Origin of the sequence: Dyadobacter sp. BE31 (assembly GCF_031457695.1) — a bacterium.
Lineage (GTDB): Bacteria > Bacteroidota > Bacteroidia > Cytophagales > Spirosomataceae > Dyadobacter.
The window spans coordinates 150110-171713 of sequence record NZ_JAVDXA010000002.1 but is presented as its reverse complement, the minus strand read 5'-3'; the positions used below and the strand labels follow the sequence as shown (position 1 = coordinate 171713).

Sequence of the window (21604 nt, the reverse complement as noted above, 5' to 3'; positions counted from 1 at the left end):
GTGCAAGTTTTTGTCATTTTAGTCCATATCTATCACGCTTATGAAAGACCTTCTACTAGAATTTCATTTGAAAAGGCCCAGGCAATGGTTGTTAACGATATTGATAGCCATCGCCTCGGCCAATCTGGTGCTGGCAAAGGTTGCCGACAAACAGGTAACCGGCCGGGTAACGTCGGAAGACGGAGATGCGCTTCCTGGTGTAAACGTAACATTGAAGGGATCCAGCATCGGTACCAGCACTGATGCGAAAGGCGATTTTACGATCAACGTTCCCTCCGAAAGCAGCATATTGGTATTCAGTTTCATTGGATTCGGTAAACAGGAAGTCGAGGTCGGAACGAAAACACATATTGAAATAAAGCTCGCCACCGAAAACCAGGCGCTGGAAGAGATGGTCGTGATCGGGTACGGCTCCCAAAAGAAATCTTCGCTGACAGGCGCGGTATCTTCGGTATCTCCCAAAGAGCTGACGGCCCTTCCGGTGGTGAGCGCAGAGCAGGCCCTGCAAGGGCGTGTTCCGGGCGTACGTGTGGTAAACAACGGTAGCCCCGGCCAAACGCCGATCGTCCGTATTCGCGGGATCGGCTCGATCAACTATGCTTCCGGCCCGCTCTATGTGATCGACGGAATTCCTTCCGGCGACCTCAACAACCTGGACCCGAAGGATATCGAATCCATGGAAGTGCTCAAAGATGCCAGCTCGGCGGCGATCTATGGTTCGCGCGCCTCTAATGGGGTCATTATCATTACCACCAAAAAAGGATCGCAGGATGGCAAGCTGCATGTGAATGTAGACACCTATTTCGGCACGCAATCGGCCTGGAAAAAGCTGGACTTGCTCAATACCGACCAGTACATCCAATATGCGACCGCTTTGCTGGGCAATGCAGGTATCGCCATGCCAGGCAGACTTTCCGATCTGAACAAACCCATTTACGAAGGAGCCACGCAGACGTTTGCCCAGACGCACACCGACTGGCAGGACGTACTTTTCAGAAATGCGCCCGTTCAGCAGCACCAGTTTTCGGTCAGCGGGGGAAATAGTGTATCCCGCTTTTTTACCTCCGCGGGGTATTTTGACCAGGAAGGTATTCTGGTTGGCACGAATTACAAACGCGCCAATTTCCGGATCAACTCCGACCACCAGATCACCAAATTCCTCAAAATCGGCCAGACACTCACGTTTTCCTATGACAAAAGCCGCGGAGAGCAAGGCTTTGGCGGTGGACGCACGCTGGTGATGCAGGCGATCCGCAACCTACCCTACTGGCCCGTCACCGACCCTACCAAGCTGGGCGGATACAGCTCCCCGACAGCAGCCGACGGAAGCGACCCCGATAACCCGCTGCGGATCACCCAGATGGACGTCTCGCGCAGCCAGCGCATTAAAGTACTCGGCTCGGTGTTCGCGGAACTAAACCTGACCAGTTTCCTCAAATACCGTTTCAGTTTCGGGGCCGACGTGGTGAGTGCATTGTCCAACGATCAGTTCCCGATCTACAACGACGGCTACAAGTCCCGTACCCAATTCGAAATCCGCAACGGACGCACCGCCTACTATTCGCCAGTCATTACCAATCAGCTGACATTCGACAAGACATTCGGCAAGCATATGCTGAACGTCACTGCGATCGTCGACAAACAGACATTCCGCACCAACACGCTCAACGGTTCCGGTTACAGGCCTAACAACGACATTGACCAAATGCAGGGTATTTCCAATCCGAATGCCAACAGTTCTCTGGATGAAAGTGCGCTCATTTCGTACGTCGGCAGGTTGAACTATGAATATGACGGCAAATACCTGCTCAGCGGATCGGTTCGCCGGGATGGCTCCTCACGGTTTGCACCCGGCAACAAATGGGGTACTTTCCCTTCCGTGTCCCTGGGCTGGCGCATCAGCGAGGAGGAATTCTTGAAAAGCGTTCCGGAAATCTCGGAACTTAAAATCCGCGCCAGCTACGGCCAGACGGGTTTCAACGGGATCGGAAGTTACGCGTGGCAGTCGCTGGTGCAGGCCGACAATTCCAACTACGTATTCGGAGGGAGCAAGCTGCTCGGGTCCTATTTCAGCGCACTGGGCAATACCCAGCTGAAATGGGAAAGCACTGCCATGACCAACGTGGGTATCGACCTGGCTTTGTTCAACAACAGCCTCACATTCACCGCCGAGCGCTACAACCGCAATACAGATGGACTTTTGCTGGAAGTACCTATCCCGAACTCGCTAGGCTACTCGTCGTCTCCATTGTCCAACATCGGAAAGATGAAAAACTGGGGTTATGAATTCCAGTTAGGCTACAACAAAAACGACGGCGATTTCAAGTGGAATGCTTCTGTGAATCTGGACATCACCAGAAATAAGGTGGTAAGTCTGGCCACGGAAAATGCTTCCATATTCTCCGGAAAAAATGACGACTTCGGCGGCTTCGACATTACCAAAACAGAAGCCGGGCACCCGATCCAGTCGTTCTACGGCTGGAAAGTCGACGGTATTTTCCAAAGCCAGGCCGAGATTGACCAGGCTAATGCAGCCGACGGCAACGACCAGACCAAGTTTCAGCCAGCAGCGGCACCGGGCGACATCCGGTTCAAAGACCTGAATGGTGACGGCATCATCGACGGAAACGACCGCCAGTACCTCGGCAGTTTTATTCCAAAATTCAGCTATGGCGGTAACTTCGGCGGCAGCTACAAGGGTTTCGATGTGACGCTCTATTTACAGGGTGTGCAGGGCAACAAGATTTACAATGGTACCAAGGTGATCGAGCAGGGTATGCTGCGGTTGTTTAATGCAGGAACCGATGTGCTGAATGCGTGGACTCCCACCAATACCAACACCGACGTTCCCCGCGCCGTGAGCGGCGACCCGAACAACAACAGCAAAACAAGCGACCGGTTCGTGGAGAGCGGCTCTTACATGCGTATCAAAAATTTCAGCATCGGCTACACGATCCCTTCCAAAGGACTTTCCGCGCTGACCCGGAACACCATTACCAAAGCCCGGGTGTATGTTTCGGCAACCAACTTCCTCACATTCACCAAGTATTCGGGCCTCGACCCGGAAATCGGCGCGAACGGTTCGTCGACGGCCACCGGCACACAGCTGATCAATGGGATTGACTACGGCATGTACCCGCAGCCGAGGACCTTACAGGTAGGATTGAGTTTTGGCTTCTAACCACATTTGAAAAAGCATTGCAATGAAAAGAAATATCATATTGGCGTCAACGCTTTTACTGGGCATGGTCCTTTCCTGTAACCAGGATGTGCTGGAAAAGACCAATCCAAACGGTGTTACTGTCGAGAATTACTATAAAAACGGCGCCGAACTGACCAGCGGCGTGACCAGCGTGTACTCCATGCTCAAAGCCAACAACCTCGTGGCGCGCGAATGGTTCTTTCTGCACGACCTCCGAAGCGACGACATGGCCGCGGGCGGCGGGCAGCTGGAAACGCCCCGCAACCAGTTGCTGCTCGGCACGCACGATAGCGGCAACTCGGTAATGGGTACCGTATGGCTGGCCTATTACCGGCTGATCCACCGTGCGAACTCGGTGGTGGATAACTCCACGGCAGTTTCCGACATTCCGGCTGCCGATAAGGCCCGCCTGCTTGCCGAAGCCCGCTTCCTGCGTGCGTATGCCTATTACGAGCTCGTAAGCATGTGGGGCGGCGTGCCTTTGTATAAAAACTATGTACTGACCGTCGACGGAAGCCTGCCGAGATCTACCGATGCCGAAGTATACGCTTACGTCGTTGCAGAACTGAAAGAAATCCAGGACCAGCTACCGGCCACCTATAATGCGGCAAACCAGGGAAGAGCAACCAAGGGCGCCGCACAAATGCTGCTGGCGCGGGTTTTCATGCAGCAGGGCGATTATGCAAATGCCAAAACGGAATTGCTGAAAGTGTACGATTCCAACCTGTACGCGTTAGTCGACAACTACAACGATAACTACCTGGAAGAAACCGAATTCAACAAGGAATCCATTTTCGAGGTCAATTTCTATCCTTCGGGCGGAGTTTACAACTGGGACGGTGACGGCAACGGCGCAACGGCCGGCACCGAGACCGTTCGAACGCAGGAGTATTCGGCTATTGGCTGGCGTAACGTAATCCCTTCAAATGGGTTGCTCGCTGAATTTGAAAAAACCACCAAAGGCGACGCCAAGACCGATCCGCGGTATGAGGACTCGTTTTATTTCACGGGGGAAAAGTATAATAACGGGATGTCGACGCTGACCGATGGCCAGCAGAACGGCAGTTCATCAGTAGTAGATGGCGTTACCAAGAAGGTTAGCTGGCAAAAATATTCGCTGATGTACAAATTGAACGAGTCGTTTCTGACGGGCGGGATCAATCAGCGGATCATGCGGTTTGCCGAAACTATTCTTTCCCTGGCCGAAGTGGAAAACGAGCTGGGGAATATCCCGCAGGCGATCAAATACCTGAATATGACGCGTGCCCGGAAAAGCGTTTCAATGCCGGCCTACCCTACCGCAAAATACCCGGTTACCACCAAAAACCAGGTGTTTGCCGCTATCATGCACGAGCGCCGCGTAGAGTTGAGCGGGGAGCAGATCCGCAATCGCGACATTCTGAGATGGCGTAAAAACGGGAAGCTCAAAACCGAGCCGATCGCCTATTTCCAGGCTAAAAAACATGAATTACTGCCTATCCCTCAACAGGAAGTAGATAACAATGCAAAGATTGACGCCAAAGATCAGAACCCTGGTTATTGATCCTGAAAATAACAACCCAAATGCAAGACGGCACCGGTTTACGACCGGTGTCTTCTGCTTGCTATACCTATCAATCATCAATCTGTTCGTTTCCTGCAAAAACAAAAGCGATACCCTGTTTCGGCTGCACGTGCCCGATGAAACGCAGGTCAGCTTCGTCAACCGGCTCACACCCAACGACTCCATCAATCCCTTCACCTTTACCAATTTTTACAACGGGGGCGGCGTCGGGATCGGGGATGTGAATGGGGACGGAAAACCGGATATTTTCTTCGGAGGCAACCAAGTCAGCAGCAGGCTGTATTTAAGCAGGATCGACACCGTTTCCCAAAAATGGGCATTCGAAGACGTTACCGAAAAGGCAGGCGTAACCACTGCCCGCTGGTGCAGCGGCATTTCCATGGTCGATATCAACCAGGACGGGCTGCTCGACATTTACATCAGCGTGGCCAGCCACGTCAAAATGCCGGATTCGGAAAATCTCCTTTTTGTAAATCAGGGTAACCGAGCCGATGGCGTACCCGTGTTTAAAGAACTCGCGCAAGCATACGGGCTGAATACCCGTGCGTTCACCACCCAAACCGCCTTTTTCGATGCGGACCTGGATGGCGATCTCGACGCGTACATGATGAACACCGCTCCGGACCTGCAAAATCCCAATTTTATCCGCAAAACCTATCACGACGGCTCCTATCCCAGCACCGGCAGGTTTTACATCAATGAAGGCCGGCAAGCAAACGGGCTGCCCAAATACACCGACATTTCCAAAGACGCAGGCATAAAATACGAAGGGCTTGGCCTGGGCCTGGCTGTGAGCGACATGAACAAGGACGGCTACCCGGACATTTATTGCTCCAACGACTTCATCAGCAGCGATATGCTCTACCTCAATGCAGGGAAGGGCGCGCGACCGCTTTTCAACAATGTGATCAAGGAAGCGACTGCGCACACCAGCCTGTTCGGCATGGGCGTAGACGTCGCCGACATCAACAATGATACATACCCCGACATATTCCAGCTCGATATGCTGCCGGAGGACAACCTGCGGCAGAAAAAAATGCTGGCCGGCCAGGATTACGACCGGAAGGAAATGAGTATTTCGGAGCAATATGGTTATCAGTTGCAATACATGCGGAATATGCTGCAATTGAATCTGGGCCCGCTTCATGAAAAAAAAGGAAATGCCCCCGTCGCGCCCAGGTTCTCCGAAATCGGGTTGCTGGCGGGTATTTCCAAAACAGATTGGAGCTGGGCACCGCTCATCGCCGACTATGACAACGACGGTCTGAAAGATATTTTTATCACAAACGGTTACCGGCGCGATGTGACCGACCGCGATTTTATCCAATTCAAAGAAGATTTTTCAAGCTTTGGTACCAACGATTTCAAGCAACAAAATGCGCTGGAACTGATCCAAAAAGTGCCCGAAGTAAAAATCCGCAACTATGCCTATAAAAATGCGGGAAATCTAACCTTTCAGAACACATCCAAAGAATGGGGGCTCGATGAACTATCGTATTCAAACGGCGCCGCCTACGCCGACCTGGACGGTGACGGCGACCTGGACTTGGTAGTCAACAATATCGATTCGGAGCCGCTGATCTATCAGAACCAAAGCCGCGAGAAAGCGCGTGCCAACTTCCTTTCCGTCACTTTTAAAGGCGACAAGGGAAACCTGGACGGGATCGGCTGCAACGTCACAGTATGGCAGGGCAAACAGGCACAATATGCTGAAATGTATGTCGCGCGCGGCTTTATTTCGTCGGTGGGCTCAGGATTGCATTTCGGGCTGGGGAATAGCGGATTGGTCGATAGCCTGTTGGTGAGCTGGCCGGGCGGGATGTCTCAAAAGCTCTATAAAGTTGCTGCGAACCAGCATCTGGTGCTCAGGAGAAAAGATGCCCGAAACGTTCTTCCGACAGCTCCCAATGCCACCGAGCCATTTTTCCGGGATGTTACGGACGAATTAAAGATCGATTTCGTACACAAAAAATCGGGCTACATCGACTTCAAACAAACCGCCGCATTGCACAAAATGCTTTCCAAAAGCGGGTTTGCCATTGCGGTAGGCGACGCGAATCAGGACGGCCTGGACGATTTCTTCGCCGGGGCGAGTTATCTGAAAGGCAAGCCCTGCATTTACTTTCAGCAGGTGTCGGGCGCATTCACCAAACGCGAAATCGCGCAGGATTCGCTGCATGAAAATATAGCTGCAACGTTTTTCGATGCGGACGGGGATCAGGATCAGGATTTGATCGTGGTCAATGGCGGCAGCGAAAAGCCTGAGACGGATCAGGCATTTTATCAGGTACAGTTGTATTTAAACGACGGCCGGGGCAATTTCAAACTTGCACCTGCCGGGAATTTTCCCGCTATTTCAGTAAGCGGTTCCTGCGTGGTTGCCAATGACTTTGATAAGGATGGCGACGCCGACCTGTTCATAGGCGGGCGGATGGTCCCGGGCAAATACCCGCTGCCCGCGCGCAGCTACCTGCTCCGAAACGATTCACGAAACGGGAAACCGGTATTTACCGATATTACCGCGTCGCATTGCCCCGAGCTGCTGTCGGCAGGCATGGTGTGCGCCGCGATATGGGCCGATGTGGACAACGACGGCCTGGACGATCTGGTAATCGCCGGAGAATGGATGCCCGTACGCGTATTCAAAAACCAGAAAACGAAATTCCTGGAAACCGATTCCATCCGAACCTCCCTGGGCGCCTATTCCGGCTGGTGGAACAGCCTGGCAGCGGGAGATTTCGATCATGACGGCGATATCGACTTCATTGCCGGCAACGAAGGGACCAATACGTTTTACCGGGCATCGGAACGTGAGCCTGTGGCATTGGTGGCAAAGGATTTTAACAACGACGGTACTTTCGATCCATTGATGGGCTATTTTATCCAGGGAGTCTCCTACCCCAGCGTCCCCCGTGATGCGTTGAACCAGCAGGTTATTCAGTTTCGCAGAAAATACCCGCATTACATCGACTATGCCAAAGCTACTTTTGACGATTTACTAAGCGCAGACGAGAAGAAAGATGCCTACTCGGCAAAAGCGACTTTCCTGCAAACCGCCTGCATTGAGAACAAAGGGAATGGGCACTTCGAAGTCAAGGCATTACCGATAGAAGCACAAATGGCGCCGGTGTTCGGGATTGTGGTGACTGATGTGAATGCGGATCATAACCCGGACGTGATCCTATCCGGCAATTTTTATCCCAACGAGGTCAACATGGGCAGACAGGATGCATCCACAGGCCTTTTACTGCTCGGAAACGGCAAAGGCGCATTTGCTCCCCAAAGTCCCGCGAAGAGCGGCCTGCTGCTCCAAGGTGATGCACGTTCCAGCAGGCTGCTTCTGGGCTCGAGAAATCAGCGACTGTTGTTAACAGCCATGCATTCCAAAGGCGTTACGGTCCACCGCATTTCGACTGCGCTCTTTAAGCAGGAGTAATGTATCCTTTTATTCAGCCCAATCAACATACCTGACCTGATTGCGATCAAACTGAATATTTGTTTTCCGGCATCTCAAGCAAATCGCACATAATCTCAAGTTTTACCGACAAGCATTACGGCCAGGCCAATATACTTTTGCCTGGCCGGCAGCGATGCCATGCCAAATGGATCCTGCCGGATTTTGTAGCCGGTGTAAGGCACTGGCTATGCTACTACGGAGTCGGCGAGACTGCCTCAAACAACCCAAAATTGGAGCATGAAAAAAACAGAAATTGACAGACAAGACGTTGTAGAGGCTGAAAACAAACTCTTTTCGGCTCAACTTGTGAGCGATGTGGAGGTTCTAGACCAACTGCTACACGATGATTTGATTGCGGCTTCGCCGACAGGGCAAGTCCTGACCAAACAAATGGACCTGGACGCACACAGGGCAAAAGCAATGCGTATCGAAGACGCCTCAACAATCATTGATGAGATTAAAATAAATGGCGAGACCGCACTTTCGATTGTCACAATGACAGCGAAAGGAGAAATGATGGGCACACCATTAGAGGGAAAATTCAGGTATTTCAGAGTTTGGCAACGCTTTGGTGCTGACTTGAAAGTGATCGGTGCAAGTTTTATGCAACTCCACTAGATTTGCCTGCATCAGTTGAGACTTCAGTTGAAAGTCTGACGGAATTCCACCGGAGAAAGATCGGTTTTTGTTTTAAAGAGCCTGCTGAATGACTGCGGATGCTCAAAGCCCAGTTCATAAGCAATCTCGGAAATGGTCAATGTTGTTGAACACAATTTTTCCTTAGCGGTTTCAATCAGCTTATCACACCAAACACATTGACGTCGTATACCTCTTTGAACACATCTATGCCCACCTTCGTGACGCTGACACTTACAATTTGTCAGAAAAAAATGTCACGATACTGAAATTTTTTCCGGGATTTAAATATTGGTACGCAGTTTGAATTAGACCCCGATGAAGGCTCAAAAGTCCTTTGTTTATTGATTGTTTAACTTTTTAAAAAGGAGGTTAATTATGTCACTCATCAAAAGGAACGGGCTTACGCCCACAACATTCCCAGCGCTGTTCGACGATTTCTTTGGCCGCGAACTTTTTAACTGGGGCAACAATAATTATTCAGCGACCAGCACAACTGTGCCTTCGGTCAATATCCGTGAAACCGGCGACAACTTTGAAGTGGAGATGGCCGCTCCGGGCATGGATAAGACTGACTTCAAAATAGAGCTGAATGGCAACACGCTCACCATCAGTTCTCAGAAAGAGCGCGAACAGGAAACCGATCACGAAGGGTACAACCGCCGGGAGTTCAGCTATCAATCTTTCCAGCGCAGTTTCGTCCTTCCTAAGGACGTCGTTGACGTCGAGCATATCGCGGCCAGGTACGAGAACGGTTTGCTCCATCTCACCATTCCAAAACAAGAGCAAGCCAAGCAAAAGGCCCCGCGCTTAATTGAGATAGCATAAATGAGAGGGCTTGCGAATGCAAGCCCTCTCATTTTAACCTTTCTGATAGTATACACCACAACAATACCTGCATTATCGCCGGTGAAATTTTAAGTACTCCAATCTTCGGTTGCGCAGTGTAGTGATCCGGCGCATTCATTTAACAAATAAGAGTTTGGGCTAATGAACCAGGTTTTAGTTTCGCTCAGCGTTTTGAGTTTGCTGATCCTGCTGCTCATCATGGTGCTTAAGAGGTTTCAGCAGCCTTACATGATCGCTTACATCATTGCAGGCTTCCTGATCGGTCCCTATGCCGCTAATATTTTTAAGGGTGCAGAGGACGTCGAGCCAGTCGCTGAAATCGGTATTCTGTTGCTCATGATTTTCCTGGGCATGGAAATCGACATCCCGGATAACAAGTCGCTGTTGTTTAAGCCATTGGTAGCCCAAGGGATGAAGATCGTGCTGACTTTTGGTTTGGTGATGCCGATTTCATTTTTAATGGGATGGCCATGGCTGACGGGCGCCATCATTTTCGTTTTACTGATCTTTAACAGCACGGCCGTTGTGAGCGAGTATCTCCGTAAAAACGGCGAGCTTAAAACAGAGTTTGGCACGACTATATTAAATATTCTCTTATTGCAGGATTTAATGCTCGCACCAATACTGGGCGTCTTGCAGTTTGCAGGTGCGGAGCCCTTTTCCTGGTTGCATTTAGGGTTATCTGCCGTGACGTCGGTACTGGTATTTGTCTTGCTACGCGCCATTCGGAATCGCGACCTGGTTCAGTTAAAAATCAAGCACATTTTTCGGGACGACCAAGAGCTTCAGATTTTCGCAGGTTGCCTGCTGTGCCTGGGGTTTGGCCTGCTTGCCGAACTGTCCGGGCTCAGTGGCGCACTCGGGAGCTTCATAGCAGGCATTTTGATTGGCAAGCTGGATGCATTTAAATGGCTGGGCAGCGCGCTGCACCCTTTTAAAGTATTTTTCGTCGCTTTATTTTTCGTTACGATCGGATTGCGCCTGGATGTGGACTATATGAAAAGCCACCTGCTCACCATAGGAATGGGTACACTACTGCTGCTTGCAGTCAATAGCTGTTTGTCGGCGCTTATATTCAAAGGGCTGAAATACTCATGGGCCGACAGTCTTTACGCCGGGGCACTGTTGTCACAAATCGGGGAATTTGGAATTCTCGCTTGCTCGCTGGCTTACAAAATGAAAGTGATCGACCAGGACCTTTTTAAGACCGGCATCGCCGTTACGGCTCTGTCGCTCTTGCTGTCCACTATATGGATCACCGCACTCAGAAAATTTGCATTCAAGAGACCGAAGACACTCATTGAAAGTGAAAATAATCCAAACACTGCCTCTTGATCTAAGATCGGGCTTACGAGCTACTTTGAAAAGTGACTCGGCAAAGTGCTTGCCTTCATTGATCATGCCTCATCGTCTTACACGATCCTGAAATGCATCTCACCAACGGCTAACGAACAATTAAAGCTGTGGTTGGCTGGAATAGTATTTTAACAAAGGCGCCGCATAAGACTCTTGATATGTATAGTCAGCAGCTATTTATGGGAACGAGTGGTTTGGTCCTGCCATTTAAGAACCGCAACGCGTACCCGCCGGAATTCGAAGGCCGAAGCCGCCTCCAAGTATATGGTGCACTTTTTAATTCGATAGAAATCAATTCGATTTTCTACAAGCTGCCGCGTTCTTCGACGATCAATCAATGGAGCCAGTCGGTTCCTGATAACTTCCGTTTCACCTTTAAGCTATGGAAGCAAATTACCCATAATAAGGCCCTGGCATTTGATCAGGCCGATATCGAGGCGTTCTTTGACGTAATCGCCGGAGCCGTGGATCGCAGTGGATGCATTCTGATCCAGTTTCCTGCCTCGGTCAAAGCTGCTTTATTTAAAAAGCTTGAATTAATGCTGCTCGGCATTCAGCAGGCAAATACGAGCGGCTGGCCGATAGCCGTAGAGTTCAGAAGCCCTGAATGGTACAAGGAGCCGGTGTATGAACTGCTCAATGCGTACGGTGCAGCTATGGTTTACCACGACAAAGCTGGCAGCACATCGCCTCATCCCCAGTTGGAAGCAGCCCATATTTACCTGCGATTCCATGGACCTGGCGGAGATTATAAAGGTAGCTACGACCAGGGCCTGCTCTATGAGTATGCCGGATATATTGCCGAGTGGTTAGGCGAGGGAAAGTCAGTCTACGTTTACTTCAACAACACGATCGGTGCAGCAGTGGATAACCTCAAAACGTTAGAAAGATTTTTGCAGGAGGATTATCTAACGGGATGACACCCGCCCGTCAGTTAAGGTTTAAGCCGACGGTGAGCCCGAGGTAGGGCTTTCCCTGGTATATCCAGTACTTTTTATTGCTATCCAGCAAATGGTCCATGCCCAATGCCAGCCCGAAATTAAGCTTCTCCACAGCCATCAGGATGCAAACCGCCTTCGACCAGATAAAGCCATCGTATTCCACATTGATGTTGTTGTCTGTAACCCATGGATTGAGCGGCGTTACGCCAATGCCCGTTGCCAGGCCCGCGGAAAAACCCAGATGCGTTACGCGCTGGTGGAGCTTGCCGATCGGGTTGCTTTTGTAAGATAATTCATAGGTGTCATTTCTGTATCCAACATACAATGCGCCATTCAAATGATTGCTGAGCTGCGGTGTAAAGGAACTGGTAGAAGGCCTGTATTTAAAGGGTGTAGTCAGTATATCCAGGTCAAAGCTGCTTTTCCAATACCGGCTTGCCGCAATCTCCTTGTCTACACCACGCGGATATATGGTTGGCTTCATTGCCTTGCCGCTGTAACTATTTGTTTTCCAGCCTGGTTCTAATCGGTAAACCAGCATGGAGTCATCTGCATTCTCCACATAAACCTGCTTTTTCTGCTCGCCGATCTTCGTATTGTAGACACCGTCGGTCATTTTATACTTTGGACTGTTTTTCAGGACACCGCAGGAGAGCATCATCACGGATGCTGCAAAAACAAGTACAATTCTGGTCATAGAGCCACGCGATTGATTATGAATGGTTGAAATCAATTTGCCATTGAAGCGACATTTTTTCAAAACAATAGCTCGCCATTGAGTTAAAAAAGTATGCCCGTTCAAGCTGTATCCCCGTCCTCCGCTGGCGACACGCGACATGAGCGTTGGTAAGTTTCGGGAATCGCTAGGTGCTCCGGCAAACGGCCACATTTCGAAATATCGTTACAAACTTGGGCAGTCCCGCGGTTCGCCCGTAAACCACGCTGTATTTCGTGGCGAAGCAAGTAGTTACACGAAATATCGTCCGAAAACCAAGGGCTAAAATCCCATATACAGCTGTATATCAATTTATTGAAGTAATGGCATGCGCCTTGTAATTAAGCATGTAAGGCTGTGGATTCACTGATGATACGGTTCAAAAAAATCCTGCCCCGGCAAAACAACTGTCAAAGACGATTGTAAGCTTACAGTTGAACCAGCCGTTTTGTGAGCGAAAATTTGGACATCCATTTTATAGGTGGTGACGGTTAATTCGCAACAGGGATACAAACTCCCGGGAAAGTTTTAAGCACGTATAGGCTTTACCAGGAATTATAGGCTTACCTGGAATTTTACCCACTACACCTTACAAATCAAAAACGAACAACACGTTCAATACCGGACGCGCCGGCTGCCGTCTATATGGACTTAGCGCTTGAAAAGGCACTTTCTATATCTGGAACAATTCTTTCAATATAACTATGAAATCGACTTCCTTTTTTATTTAATCTGCTGATTTTGCATGATCCGCAATTATTTTAAGATAGCCTGGCGCAATCTTTCAGGGAATAAAACCTACTCCCTAGTTAACATAGGCGGGCTGTCGCTCGGGATAACCGTCGCCATACTCATCGGCCTTTGGATCTATGACGAGCTCACTTACAATAAATGTCATCAAAACTACCACCGAATTGCCCGGGTGCTGCAACAGCAAACCCTGGACGGAGAAGTTAATACAGGGGCCAATGTTCCGGCACCACTTTTCACGGAATTGCAGACCAACTTCGGAGGCGATTTTGAGCGCGTAGTCATTACTTCCTGGCTTCAACGCCATACACTCGCCTATGCGGGGACCAGCTTCACCCGGCCTGGTAATTTTATGTCTCCCGGCGCTGCGGAAATGCTTTCTCTTAAAATGGTCCGCGGAAGTGCTTCCGGACTGAAAGATCCGGCCACAATCCTGTTGTCTGAATCGACTGCAAAAGCGATTTTCAAGGATTCCGATCCGGTGGACAAGATGATGAAGATCAATAAAGACCTGAATGTGAAGGTTACCGGGGTTTACCAGGATATTCCGTACAATTCAGAATTTCATGAACTTGCCTTTATTGCTCCGTTTGACCTGTTTATGGCTTCTACCAACTGGGTAAAAGAGGCCGTGGCAAATAGTGAATGGCAAAGCAGTTCTTTTCAAATCTTGACCCAGCTTTCAGAAAAAGCCGATTTAAAGACATTATCCGACAGGATCAGAAACATTAAAGCAAAAAAAGCCGGCAACAGCGAATTGAAGTTCAAGCCGCAGATCCTGCTGCATCCTATGAGCCGATGGCATTTGCACTCCGAATGGGTGAATGGTAACAACACCGGAGGGCGCATTGGCTTTGTGTGGCTTTTTGGAACGATCGGTGTATTTGTATTGCTGTTGGCCTGCATCAATTTTATGAACCTGAGCACTGCACGTGCGGGGCAACGAGCCAGGGAAGTTGGAGTCCGAAAGGCAATCGGCTCATTGCGCCAGCAGCTCATTGGCCAGTTCCTTAGTGAATCTTTCCTGGTTGTATTGTTTGCCCTCTTGTTCGCGCTGGTACTGACCCGCCTGGCCTTACCTGCCTTCAATGAAATTGCCGACAAACAAATGGTCATTCCCTGGAAAGATCCCATCTTCTTTGCGAGCGTTACGCTATTCACACTGCTGACGGGACTGATTGCCGGCAGCTATCCCGCCTTCTATTTATCTTCTTTTGAGCCTATTAAAGCGCTCAAAGGCAAATTGGGCCGTTCCGGACATATACCCAGAAAAGTCCTGGTGGTGGTTCAATTCACGGTTTCTGTTGTATTGATGATCGGCACGATCGTGGTTTACAAGCAAATCTTATATGCCAAAAATCGTCCGATTGGTTACGCCAGGCAAGGCCTGCTGACAATGCTTGTAAACACAGCTGATATCCACCTTCATTTTGATGCAGCCCTCGACGATTTGGTCAAAACAGGGTCAGTTACTTCGCTGGCCGAATCTCAAGCTCCTCCAACGGAGGTTTTTTCGGCCAATGTCGGGTTCGATTGGAAAGGTAAAGATCCCGCCCTCAATTCAGAATTCGCGACAATTGGCGTTTCGCATACTTTTGGAAAAACCGTTGGTTGGGAATTTCTGGCCGGGCGTGATTTTACCCGGACTTTGTCAACAGATTCCTCCGGGATTGTCGTCAACGAGGCAGCGATAAAGTTCATGGGACTTGCCAGGCACGACCTGAACGATGCGATCGGAGAAGTTGTAACCTGGGATGGAAGGCGTTTCAGGATCATTGGGGTGATCAAAGATATGATCATGGAATCGCCATACGATCCGGTTAAAAAATCGATATTCTTCATTCATCCGAAAGCCGGCAGGTTTATCACCGCAAGGCTCAACCCCGAAACTAACGCCAGTTTTGCGCTAAAATCCATTGAAGCCGTTTTCAAAAAATATAGTCCCGATTCGCCCTTCAATTTCCAGTTTGCGGACCAGGAATATGCGTTGAAATTTGCGGCAGAGGAACGGGTTGGCACCCTCGCATCAATATTTACAGTCCTGGCTATTATCATAAGCTGCCTTGGACTTTTTGGAATGGCATCGTTTATCGTGCAACAGCGCACAAAGGAGATAGGAATCCGAAAAGTGATGGGTGCATCCCCTGCCAGCTTGTGGCAGCTGCTCACTGTCGACTTCGTCATTCTCGTAGCCGTTTCATGCACGCTGGCAACGCCTATCGCCTGGTACATGATGGATCGATGGCTGGAAAAGTACGCCTTTCATACAGAAGTTTCGTGGCTGATTTTCGCTGGCGCCGCCTCGGTTATGCTTGCCATCACCATCCTTACCGTAAGCTACAAGACTATTCGCGCAGCATTGCAAAATCCTGTAACCAGCTTGCGGATGGAGTAACCCATTTTCAAAGCACTAACCCAGCAACGAACGCATCTTACGCTGAATAAGATCAGCCGCATATCTGGGGCTCAGCCGGTACAATTTATCCATCGCCCGGGCGTCCGGACCGATTACCACGCGGAACTGGTTTTTCTCCATGCCTCGCAGGATTTCACTCGCGGCTTGTGCGGCTGCTATGGGTTTGAATTTCGATTCACCGGCCGTATCTGCCTTGGGGAGATTCAGGCCGGAGTTCTGCATAATGTTGGTGGCAATGGCGCCCGGAAAAACCACGGTAACTTTCACTGGTGTGTCCTTCAATTCGGCATAAAGGCCCTCGGTGAATAGTTTCACAGCCGCCTTGGCCGCGCCGTAGATCGTCTGACCAGGCACCGGCAGAAAGCCGCCCATGCTCGATACATTAACAATATGTGCTTCCGGCCGTGTTAAAAGAAGCGGCACAAATGCACGGGTAACATAAATCGTACCGTAGAAATTAACCGCCATTACCCGGTTAATCTCCTCCATCGTCAATTCAGGAACGGGCCGGAAAGGCTGGATAATACCTGCATTGTTGATGATCCCGTCGACCGAACCGAAATGGGCAAGCACTTCGGCCGGTAGCGCGTTCACTTTTTCCGGATCGGTAATGTCGGTTCTGAAACCTTTAAATTGACCCGGTGCCGGGCCAGCAAGGTTCCCGGTTTCACCGAGTGCGGTAGCATTGATATCCACGCCGGCCACGTTAGCACCACGTTGCGCCAGTTGCATGCTGAGTTGTTGACCGATGCCGCTTCCGGCACCGGTAACAACAATGGTCTTGTTCGTTAGTTGCATAAAAATTTTAGTTGTATCCTGATCCGTCCAGTGGAAATGCTAGCGAAGCTCGCCAGGCACGCCGGTGGGTAAGCCTTTCGACAAATCGACTTCGATTTTGCGGTTGTCCAGCTGCGTCTTGATGATACCCGATCCGTGGCTCCTTCCGCTGAATTTGGCATTCTCCACTTTGAGGAACCCCTTGTGTTTGCCGGACACCGTAATATCGGCATTCCAGGTTGCCTCCCAAAACGTTTTCTGACCGATCGTTTCCGAGCCATTCAGGACGTACTGCCCGTCATCCGAAAAATTAACGTACTCGATTTTAAATACCGTTTCCCCCGACGGCGACTCCGCTTTTTGGGTGCTTATATTGGCATGTCCCGAAACAAGGCCTACGAGTTTCCCTTCGGTGGGTTGTGAGGAATTCAACGGTTTTAAATCTTCCAGGTTAGTAGCCCAATCCATTGTTGGGGTTACGATTTTAAGCGGAACAGTCGGCTTTCTAGAAGTAAACGTAATTATCCGCAGGCGGCCCATGGCTTCGCCCTTTTTTACCTTGCGCGGGTCTTTTTGCTCCCAGAAAATGCCGCGGGTACTGCTGGGATGCCAGGTGAGGTTACCAAAATGGTTATATTTGGTGAGGTTGTCCGATGCCGTTGTCAGGTTCTGCCCGGTGTATCCATCCTCGGGGAGCCGCGCGCGATCTCCGTATTGGTCGGTCATCGTCAGGCCGTAGTACCGCCGGGCGTCCCTGAACCCTTCTACCTCTTCGTTCCGCCATTCCGCAACGCCCGGTGCCAGTGCATTATTGACGATAAGCGGGCGGGGGATCAGGCTGAACGCATCCATCCGGGTCGTATGCCGGTGCGACTGGAAAATGAGCCATTTGCCGTCCGGTGAAGGATACACGCCTTCGTCATAGCTGAAATGCCGGGTAAACCGTGTTACCTCGCCAGTGGTCAGGTCGATTTTAGCAATATCAAAGTTACCCGCTTCAAATGCGCTGATGGTCGTCAGGTATTTCCCCATACCGGTGAAGCTCTTCACTTCGCCCCCTCCGAAGAAGAATGGCCGGAAATCTGGTGCGCCTGGCAGAGCTGCTTTGTCTCCCGAGATCACTTTCGTTTTGGCCAATTCGTAACGCTCTCCTTTTTCATCGGAGACACGCGTTAGCTCGCTCACGAGCACCAGGGCACTCGGCGTTGGCCTGGCAACCAGCAGGGTGTATGCCACGTGAACCCCGTCCTGCGACATGTTGCTGGCAATACGGGCGATGGTTTTGCCTCCCGGAACCGTGGGGTACACAAGCGGAAGAATCCGCGCCTGCTTGCAGTCCACGATGGACGGACTGCATTCGAGAATGCCGGTGGGCGTGTAAACACGCTTTCCATCCGGGAGCGGCACAGGCATTTCCCCGCCAATGTTCTCCGGCAGCTCGCAGGTAAGGCATTTGAAACCGGTGCCGTCGTCTTTCATAATGGCAAGGTTCGACTTCTTCGCACCGGCTATGGTCACTTCCATAATCAGGTGTTGGGCATCGGGCAAATAGTTGACCAAAACCGCATCGAGGACGCTTTCAGGGAGCGGGATGGTCGAAACTTTGAACGGTTCGGGCTTGGGCGGCCGCGGGAGCTTGGGCATAAGCGCGTAGTTCGTTTGATTGGTCGCAGCCTTTTGTCCGAAGATGAAGACGGGTGAATGCAGCAGGCAAGCCAGACAGCAGAGACACATCAGGTAGGTTGACTTTTTCATTTTGAATGATTGAATGAGCCGCCGTGGGACGGCGGATGATTGTGATCCGGGTAATGGGTGATTAGACTAGAAGGTGTAGGTGGCTGTTAAGAAATAGGACCTGGGCGGAAGGCTCAATGTAAAAAACACCGCATTGGGATTCCCCTCCATTTGTGCTTTGGTGAAGCCCTGGGTATTGAGCGAGGCCGGGAACCCGCCCGGCGCCGACCAGCCCATGATGCCGTTTTGGTTGAACACATTGTTAACGTTGGCCTGGATCTGCAACCTGCGTGAAATGTTGTAACCCAGGTTCAGGTTGGTCTGGTCAAAGCCGGGGAGGTAAAACACGTTCGCTACATTACCTGCCCGCCTGCCGATATATGACCAGTCAATCGAACCGTACACTTTGCCGGAGGTGTAAGTAGGTGAAACACGGAGGATCTGGCGGGGCGAGTAGTCGGTTTCATTGCCGGAATAGCTTTGAATCTGGTCGTCGGCCTTTCCATTCCCATTCAGTACCCAGGTGTTGAAATCGACAGCCGTAGATTTTTGGAAAGTGGCTACGGCCCGGACGCTCAGTTGCTTGTTCAGGTTGTATGTACCTTCAATTTCAACCCCTATTGTTTTAAACTTGTTGTAAAGTACGGCGGTCGTGTAAGTAGAGGTCAGCTCGGCCGATTCCTGGCCGAGGGCCTGCTGAGGAACTTTGCCCAGCAAGCTGTAAAACGGCGTTACAAAAAGGGAAAACCGGTCTTTTTTAGCTTTAAAACCCACCTCATATTGCTGCGTGCTTTGGGCAATCGGATTGAGATAATCGGCATTGACCGAAGACTGGACATTCAGATAAATTCCCAGATCGGGTGCTTTGCGGCCTTGCGAATACCGGGCGTAGACGGCCAGCTGGTCATTAAATTTGTAATTCAGGCCCGCCGAATATGAAATCGTCTTAACAGTTTTGTTATACGTCAGCGTCGAAGTGACGGCCCCGCCCATGTTGTCGTATAATGTGAGGGGATTCTTGTCCGTTCCGCCGTCGGTGGAAGTGGTTGCGGAAGCGATTTGATTGCTACCTCTCACCCGTATACGTTCAAAGCGGATACCCCAGTCGAAGTTCAGTTTATCGGACATTTCCCAGGTATGGCCGAAGAAGCCCGCCAGCTGATTTTGCATGAGGTCGAAGATGTTGGTCGCAACGCTCCGGCCCGAGCCGCCCGTGATACCGTCGGGGTTGGTCACCTGATAAACCTTTCCCTGCATGTCGGTGTAAACAATGGCTGTCGGTTGCGGGCGCGGGCTTGCCATCAGGCCGAACATACTGCCGACGCCATTCGGATTGAGCCGCTTCACATCCGCATGCGCATAGTACAGGCCGCCCGTGAAGCTCATGTGGCTAAGCCGCTTGGTGAGCGTGAGCTGGTCGATGGTTTCCTTCACCCGATTATCAAATACGATCAAAGGATTGAATGTCAGGGAGTTTTTCTGGATTTGATCCCCAGGCAAGCTGCTGCTGTTAACCGTAAATTTAAGGCCGGCGGGTGCCCCGTTTACGAAATTGATGCCCTGCGTGACATTGGCCAGTTCGGTGCCGGTGGCCAAATCCTGGAACGAATAGGTGCCGAGTTTACCGGCCAGGCTATTTACCCCATAAAAGGTCACATTATCAATGGCAAACGGATAGGGAATCGATGTGGTGTTCCAAAAGGACGTTTTGTAAGCATAGCGGATCTTATTTTCAACGGTCCATCCCTTGCCGAAGTTATGGTCGAAGTTGGCACCTATCGCCAGATCTTTCGAGTGAATTTTGTCGCGTGAATCGAAGGTACCGCGCTCGCCGGTGTTGTTAATGGTGTATTCGGCCGAAACCGGGGGGATCAGTACCGAGTTGGTTTGCTTGACACCCGGTGCCAGATGAGGATTTTTGAAATTGACGGTCGGCAATTGTTCGAACCAGGAATTGTGGTCGTTCAGGTGTTTGGCGTACAGTTTCAATGAACCATTTTTGAAACGTTTCAGCACATTGGCTTTAATCTGCCCGCCGTTATTCATCGGGTATCCGGGATAGCGGGCACCATGATTCTGTCGCCAAAACCCGCCCACATTAAACGTGAGCGTCTTGTCCCTTGCCAAGGGGCCGCCGATGTTGGCGTCGGCCCGGTAATAGGGATTCCGGCCATTGCCTTCCAGCCCGAACTTCGCCCGGGCCTGCACCTCGAATGCCTGCCCGCCCGTTTTGGAAACATAGTTGAAGATACCGCCGGGCGCATTGTTACCCAGGATCGACGCCGTACCACCCCGCACGGCTTCCAGTTTGCCCAGGGTGAGGTCCGGCCGCAGAAAGAAATCCGGGCCGTAGTTTCCGTAAGTTGCATTCGTTACCGGCAGACCGTCCTCCTGCATCGAAACGTAATAATAGCCGTTGGATACGTCGTTCCCTCCCACATTTACACCCCTGGAACTGACCGTGTTCCGGATTTCCCCGAGCGATGAATTAACATATACGCCGGGCACATTTCGCAACAGGTCGGCGGCGCTCAGGGGCGCCTGCAACTGAATGAGCTTGGAAGGGAGCACCGATATCGCGACGGAGGACTCCATCCGGCTGCGCTTGTCGAACACACCGGTAACGATCACTTCGTCCAGGTTGGCAGGGCTTTCCGAAAGCGTCACATCGATGACCGTCCGGGAGCCCACCGGCACTTCCTTAGGCAGAAAACCAATAAAACTGAACACAAGCGTAGCCGACGGTGCCAGGTTCGGAAGCTGATAACTCCCCGAACCATCCGTGACCGTGCCCTGGCTGGCACCTTTCACTTTCACGCTGACGCCCAGCAGGGCTTCTCCTTTGCCATCGCTCACCTTTCCGTGAACCGATGACTGTGCTAACGCAACCGGGCAATTGACCATAAATAGGAACACGAGTCCTGACAGCAGCCCGAATACATTTTCAGGCCGGGGAAGGTAGAATTGTCTGTTCATCTACAAATCGGTTAATGGAGTTGTATTGTACTTTTCCTATATGCGCCGTTTGCAAGGCGCTGCACGTTGAGTGTGGTATTATTTCAAAAGGCAAACCGGATCCGGGCACAACAACCTATGGCGTTGGCAGTTTTTAGCATAAAATCGGATGAGATTTAAAAAACTCCAGTCATACTATAATAGAATGACTGGCAGTTGATTACTTCAATGCGTTTATCTGATAACATACAT

Annotated in this window: 12 protein-coding genes and 1 pseudogene; 8 read left to right on the top strand and 5 right to left on the bottom strand. The window is 50.8% G+C overall.

Going from position 1 to position 21604, the window contains the following annotated elements; genetic code table 11:
- The first annotated feature begins 40 nt into the window (after window positions 1–40).
- From J2Y43_RS09715 to J2Y43_RS09700, 4 genes are all read left to right on the top strand, one after another.
- The gene (locus J2Y43_RS09715) at window positions 41–3181 is read left to right on the top strand and encodes a TonB-dependent receptor (RefSeq protein WP_309981994.1); all 3141 of its coding nucleotides are present in this window, start codon (window positions 41–43) and stop codon (window positions 3179–3181) included.
- Between the two features lie 22 nt (window positions 3182–3203).
- A complete protein-coding gene (locus tag J2Y43_RS09710) occupies window positions 3204–4745 on the top strand; it encodes a RagB/SusD family nutrient uptake outer membrane protein (protein ID WP_309981993.1) in 1542 nt (513 codons plus the stop codon).
- Entirely contained in the window at window positions 4705–8202 is a 3498-nt protein-coding gene (locus J2Y43_RS09705; RefSeq protein ID WP_309981992.1) for a VCBS repeat-containing protein, read from the top strand. The genes J2Y43_RS09710 and J2Y43_RS09705 overlap by 41 nt, the downstream gene beginning before the upstream one ends.
- A gap of 258 nt (window positions 8203–8460) precedes the next feature.
- Window positions 8461–8841 carry a nuclear transport factor 2 family protein gene (locus J2Y43_RS09700; RefSeq protein WP_309981991.1) on the top strand — a complete coding sequence of 127 codons (381 nt, stop codon included), beginning with the start codon at window positions 8461–8463 and terminating at the stop codon, window positions 8839–8841.
- A gap of 23 nt (window positions 8842–8864) precedes the next feature.
- On the opposite strand, the pseudogene J2Y43_RS09695 reads toward J2Y43_RS09700, so the two are convergent.
- Window positions 8865–9026 (bottom strand): annotated as a pseudogene (locus J2Y43_RS09695) (helix-turn-helix domain-containing protein); the annotation flags it as partial.
- 211 nt (window positions 9027–9237) lie between these two features.
- Between J2Y43_RS09695 and J2Y43_RS09690 the strand changes: the two are divergent.
- The 3 genes from J2Y43_RS09690 to J2Y43_RS09680 all read left to right on the top strand — a co-directional run bounded on the left by J2Y43_RS09690 (window position 9238) and on the right by J2Y43_RS09680 (window position 11984).
- A complete protein-coding gene (locus tag J2Y43_RS09690; protein ID WP_309981990.1) occupies window positions 9238–9687 on the top strand; it encodes an Hsp20/alpha crystallin family protein in 450 nt (149 codons plus the stop codon).
- Window positions 9688–9885: 198 nt separating this feature from the next.
- Window positions 9886–11043, top strand: coding sequence for a cation:proton antiporter (locus J2Y43_RS09685; RefSeq protein ID WP_309981989.1), 1158 nt, complete (start codon window positions 9886–9888; stop codon window positions 11041–11043).
- Between the two features lie 200 nt (window positions 11044–11243).
- Window positions 11244–11984 (top strand): DUF72 domain-containing protein, encoded by a 741-nt coding sequence (locus J2Y43_RS09680; RefSeq protein WP_309981988.1) that lies wholly within the window; start codon window positions 11244–11246, stop codon window positions 11982–11984.
- 10 nt (window positions 11985–11994) lie between these two features.
- On the opposite strand, the gene J2Y43_RS09675 is transcribed toward J2Y43_RS09680, so the two are convergent.
- On the bottom strand, window positions 11995–12702 hold the full coding sequence (locus tag J2Y43_RS09675; RefSeq protein ID WP_309981987.1) for a hypothetical protein: 708 nt from the start codon (window positions 12700–12702) through the stop codon (window positions 11995–11997).
- 763 nt (window positions 12703–13465) lie between these two features.
- On the opposite strand from J2Y43_RS09675, the gene J2Y43_RS09670 reads away from it, so the two are divergent.
- Window positions 13466–15865 (top strand): ABC transporter permease, encoded by a 2400-nt coding sequence (locus J2Y43_RS09670; RefSeq protein WP_309981986.1) that lies wholly within the window; start codon window positions 13466–13468, stop codon window positions 15863–15865.
- A 15-nt stretch (window positions 15866–15880) separates the two neighbouring features.
- Here the strand turns inward: J2Y43_RS09670 and J2Y43_RS09665 are convergent, their stop codons facing one another.
- The 3 genes from J2Y43_RS09665 to J2Y43_RS09655 all read right to left on the bottom strand — a co-directional run bounded on the left by J2Y43_RS09665 (window position 15881) and on the right by J2Y43_RS09655 (window position 21373).
- A complete protein-coding gene (locus tag J2Y43_RS09665) occupies window positions 15881–16684 on the bottom strand; it encodes an SDR family oxidoreductase (protein WP_309981985.1) in 804 nt (267 codons plus the stop codon).
- Window positions 16685–16723: 39 nt separating this feature from the next.
- Window positions 16724–18418: a hypothetical protein gene (locus J2Y43_RS09660; protein ID WP_309981984.1), complete on the bottom strand. Its 1695-nt coding sequence runs from the start codon at window positions 18416–18418 to the stop codon at window positions 16724–16726.
- Between the two features lie 66 nt (window positions 18419–18484).
- Window positions 18485–21373, bottom strand: a complete 2889-nt coding sequence (locus J2Y43_RS09655; protein WP_309981983.1) for a TonB-dependent receptor domain-containing protein — start codon at window positions 21371–21373, stop codon at window positions 18485–18487.
- Between the last annotated feature and the right edge of the window lie 231 nt (window positions 21374–21604).

Coding starts and splice junctions, on each gene's coding strand:
- J2Y43_RS09715 (WP_309981994.1), top strand. CDS start 41: ATGAAAGACCTTCTACTAGAATTTCATTTGAAAAGGCCCAGGCAATGG.
- J2Y43_RS09710 (WP_309981993.1), top strand. CDS start 3,204: ATGAAAAGAAATATCATATTGGCGTCAACGCTTTTACTGGGCATGGTC.
- J2Y43_RS09705 (WP_309981992.1), top strand. CDS start 4,705: ATGCAAAGATTGACGCCAAAGATCAGAACCCTGGTTATTGATCCTGAA.
- J2Y43_RS09700 (WP_309981991.1), top strand. CDS start 8,461: ATGAAAAAAACAGAAATTGACAGACAAGACGTTGTAGAGGCTGAAAAC.
- J2Y43_RS09690 (WP_309981990.1), top strand. CDS start 9,238: ATGTCACTCATCAAAAGGAACGGGCTTACGCCCACAACATTCCCAGCG.
- J2Y43_RS09680 (WP_309981988.1), top strand. CDS start 11,244: ATGGGAACGAGTGGTTTGGTCCTGCCATTTAAGAACCGCAACGCGTAC.
- J2Y43_RS09675 (WP_309981987.1), bottom strand. CDS start 12,702: ATGACCAGAATTGTACTTGTTTTTGCAGCATCCGTGATGATGCTCTCC.
- J2Y43_RS09670 (WP_309981986.1), top strand. CDS start 13,466: ATGATCCGCAATTATTTTAAGATAGCCTGGCGCAATCTTTCAGGGAAT.
- J2Y43_RS09665 (WP_309981985.1), bottom strand. CDS start 16,684: ATGCAACTAACGAACAAGACCATTGTTGTTACCGGTGCCGGAAGCGGC.
- J2Y43_RS09660 (WP_309981984.1), bottom strand. CDS start 18,418: ATGAAAAAGTCAACCTACCTGATGTGTCTCTGCTGTCTGGCTTGCCTG.
- J2Y43_RS09655 (WP_309981983.1), bottom strand. CDS start 21,373: ATGAACAGACAATTCTACCTTCCCCGGCCTGAAAATGTATTCGGGCTG.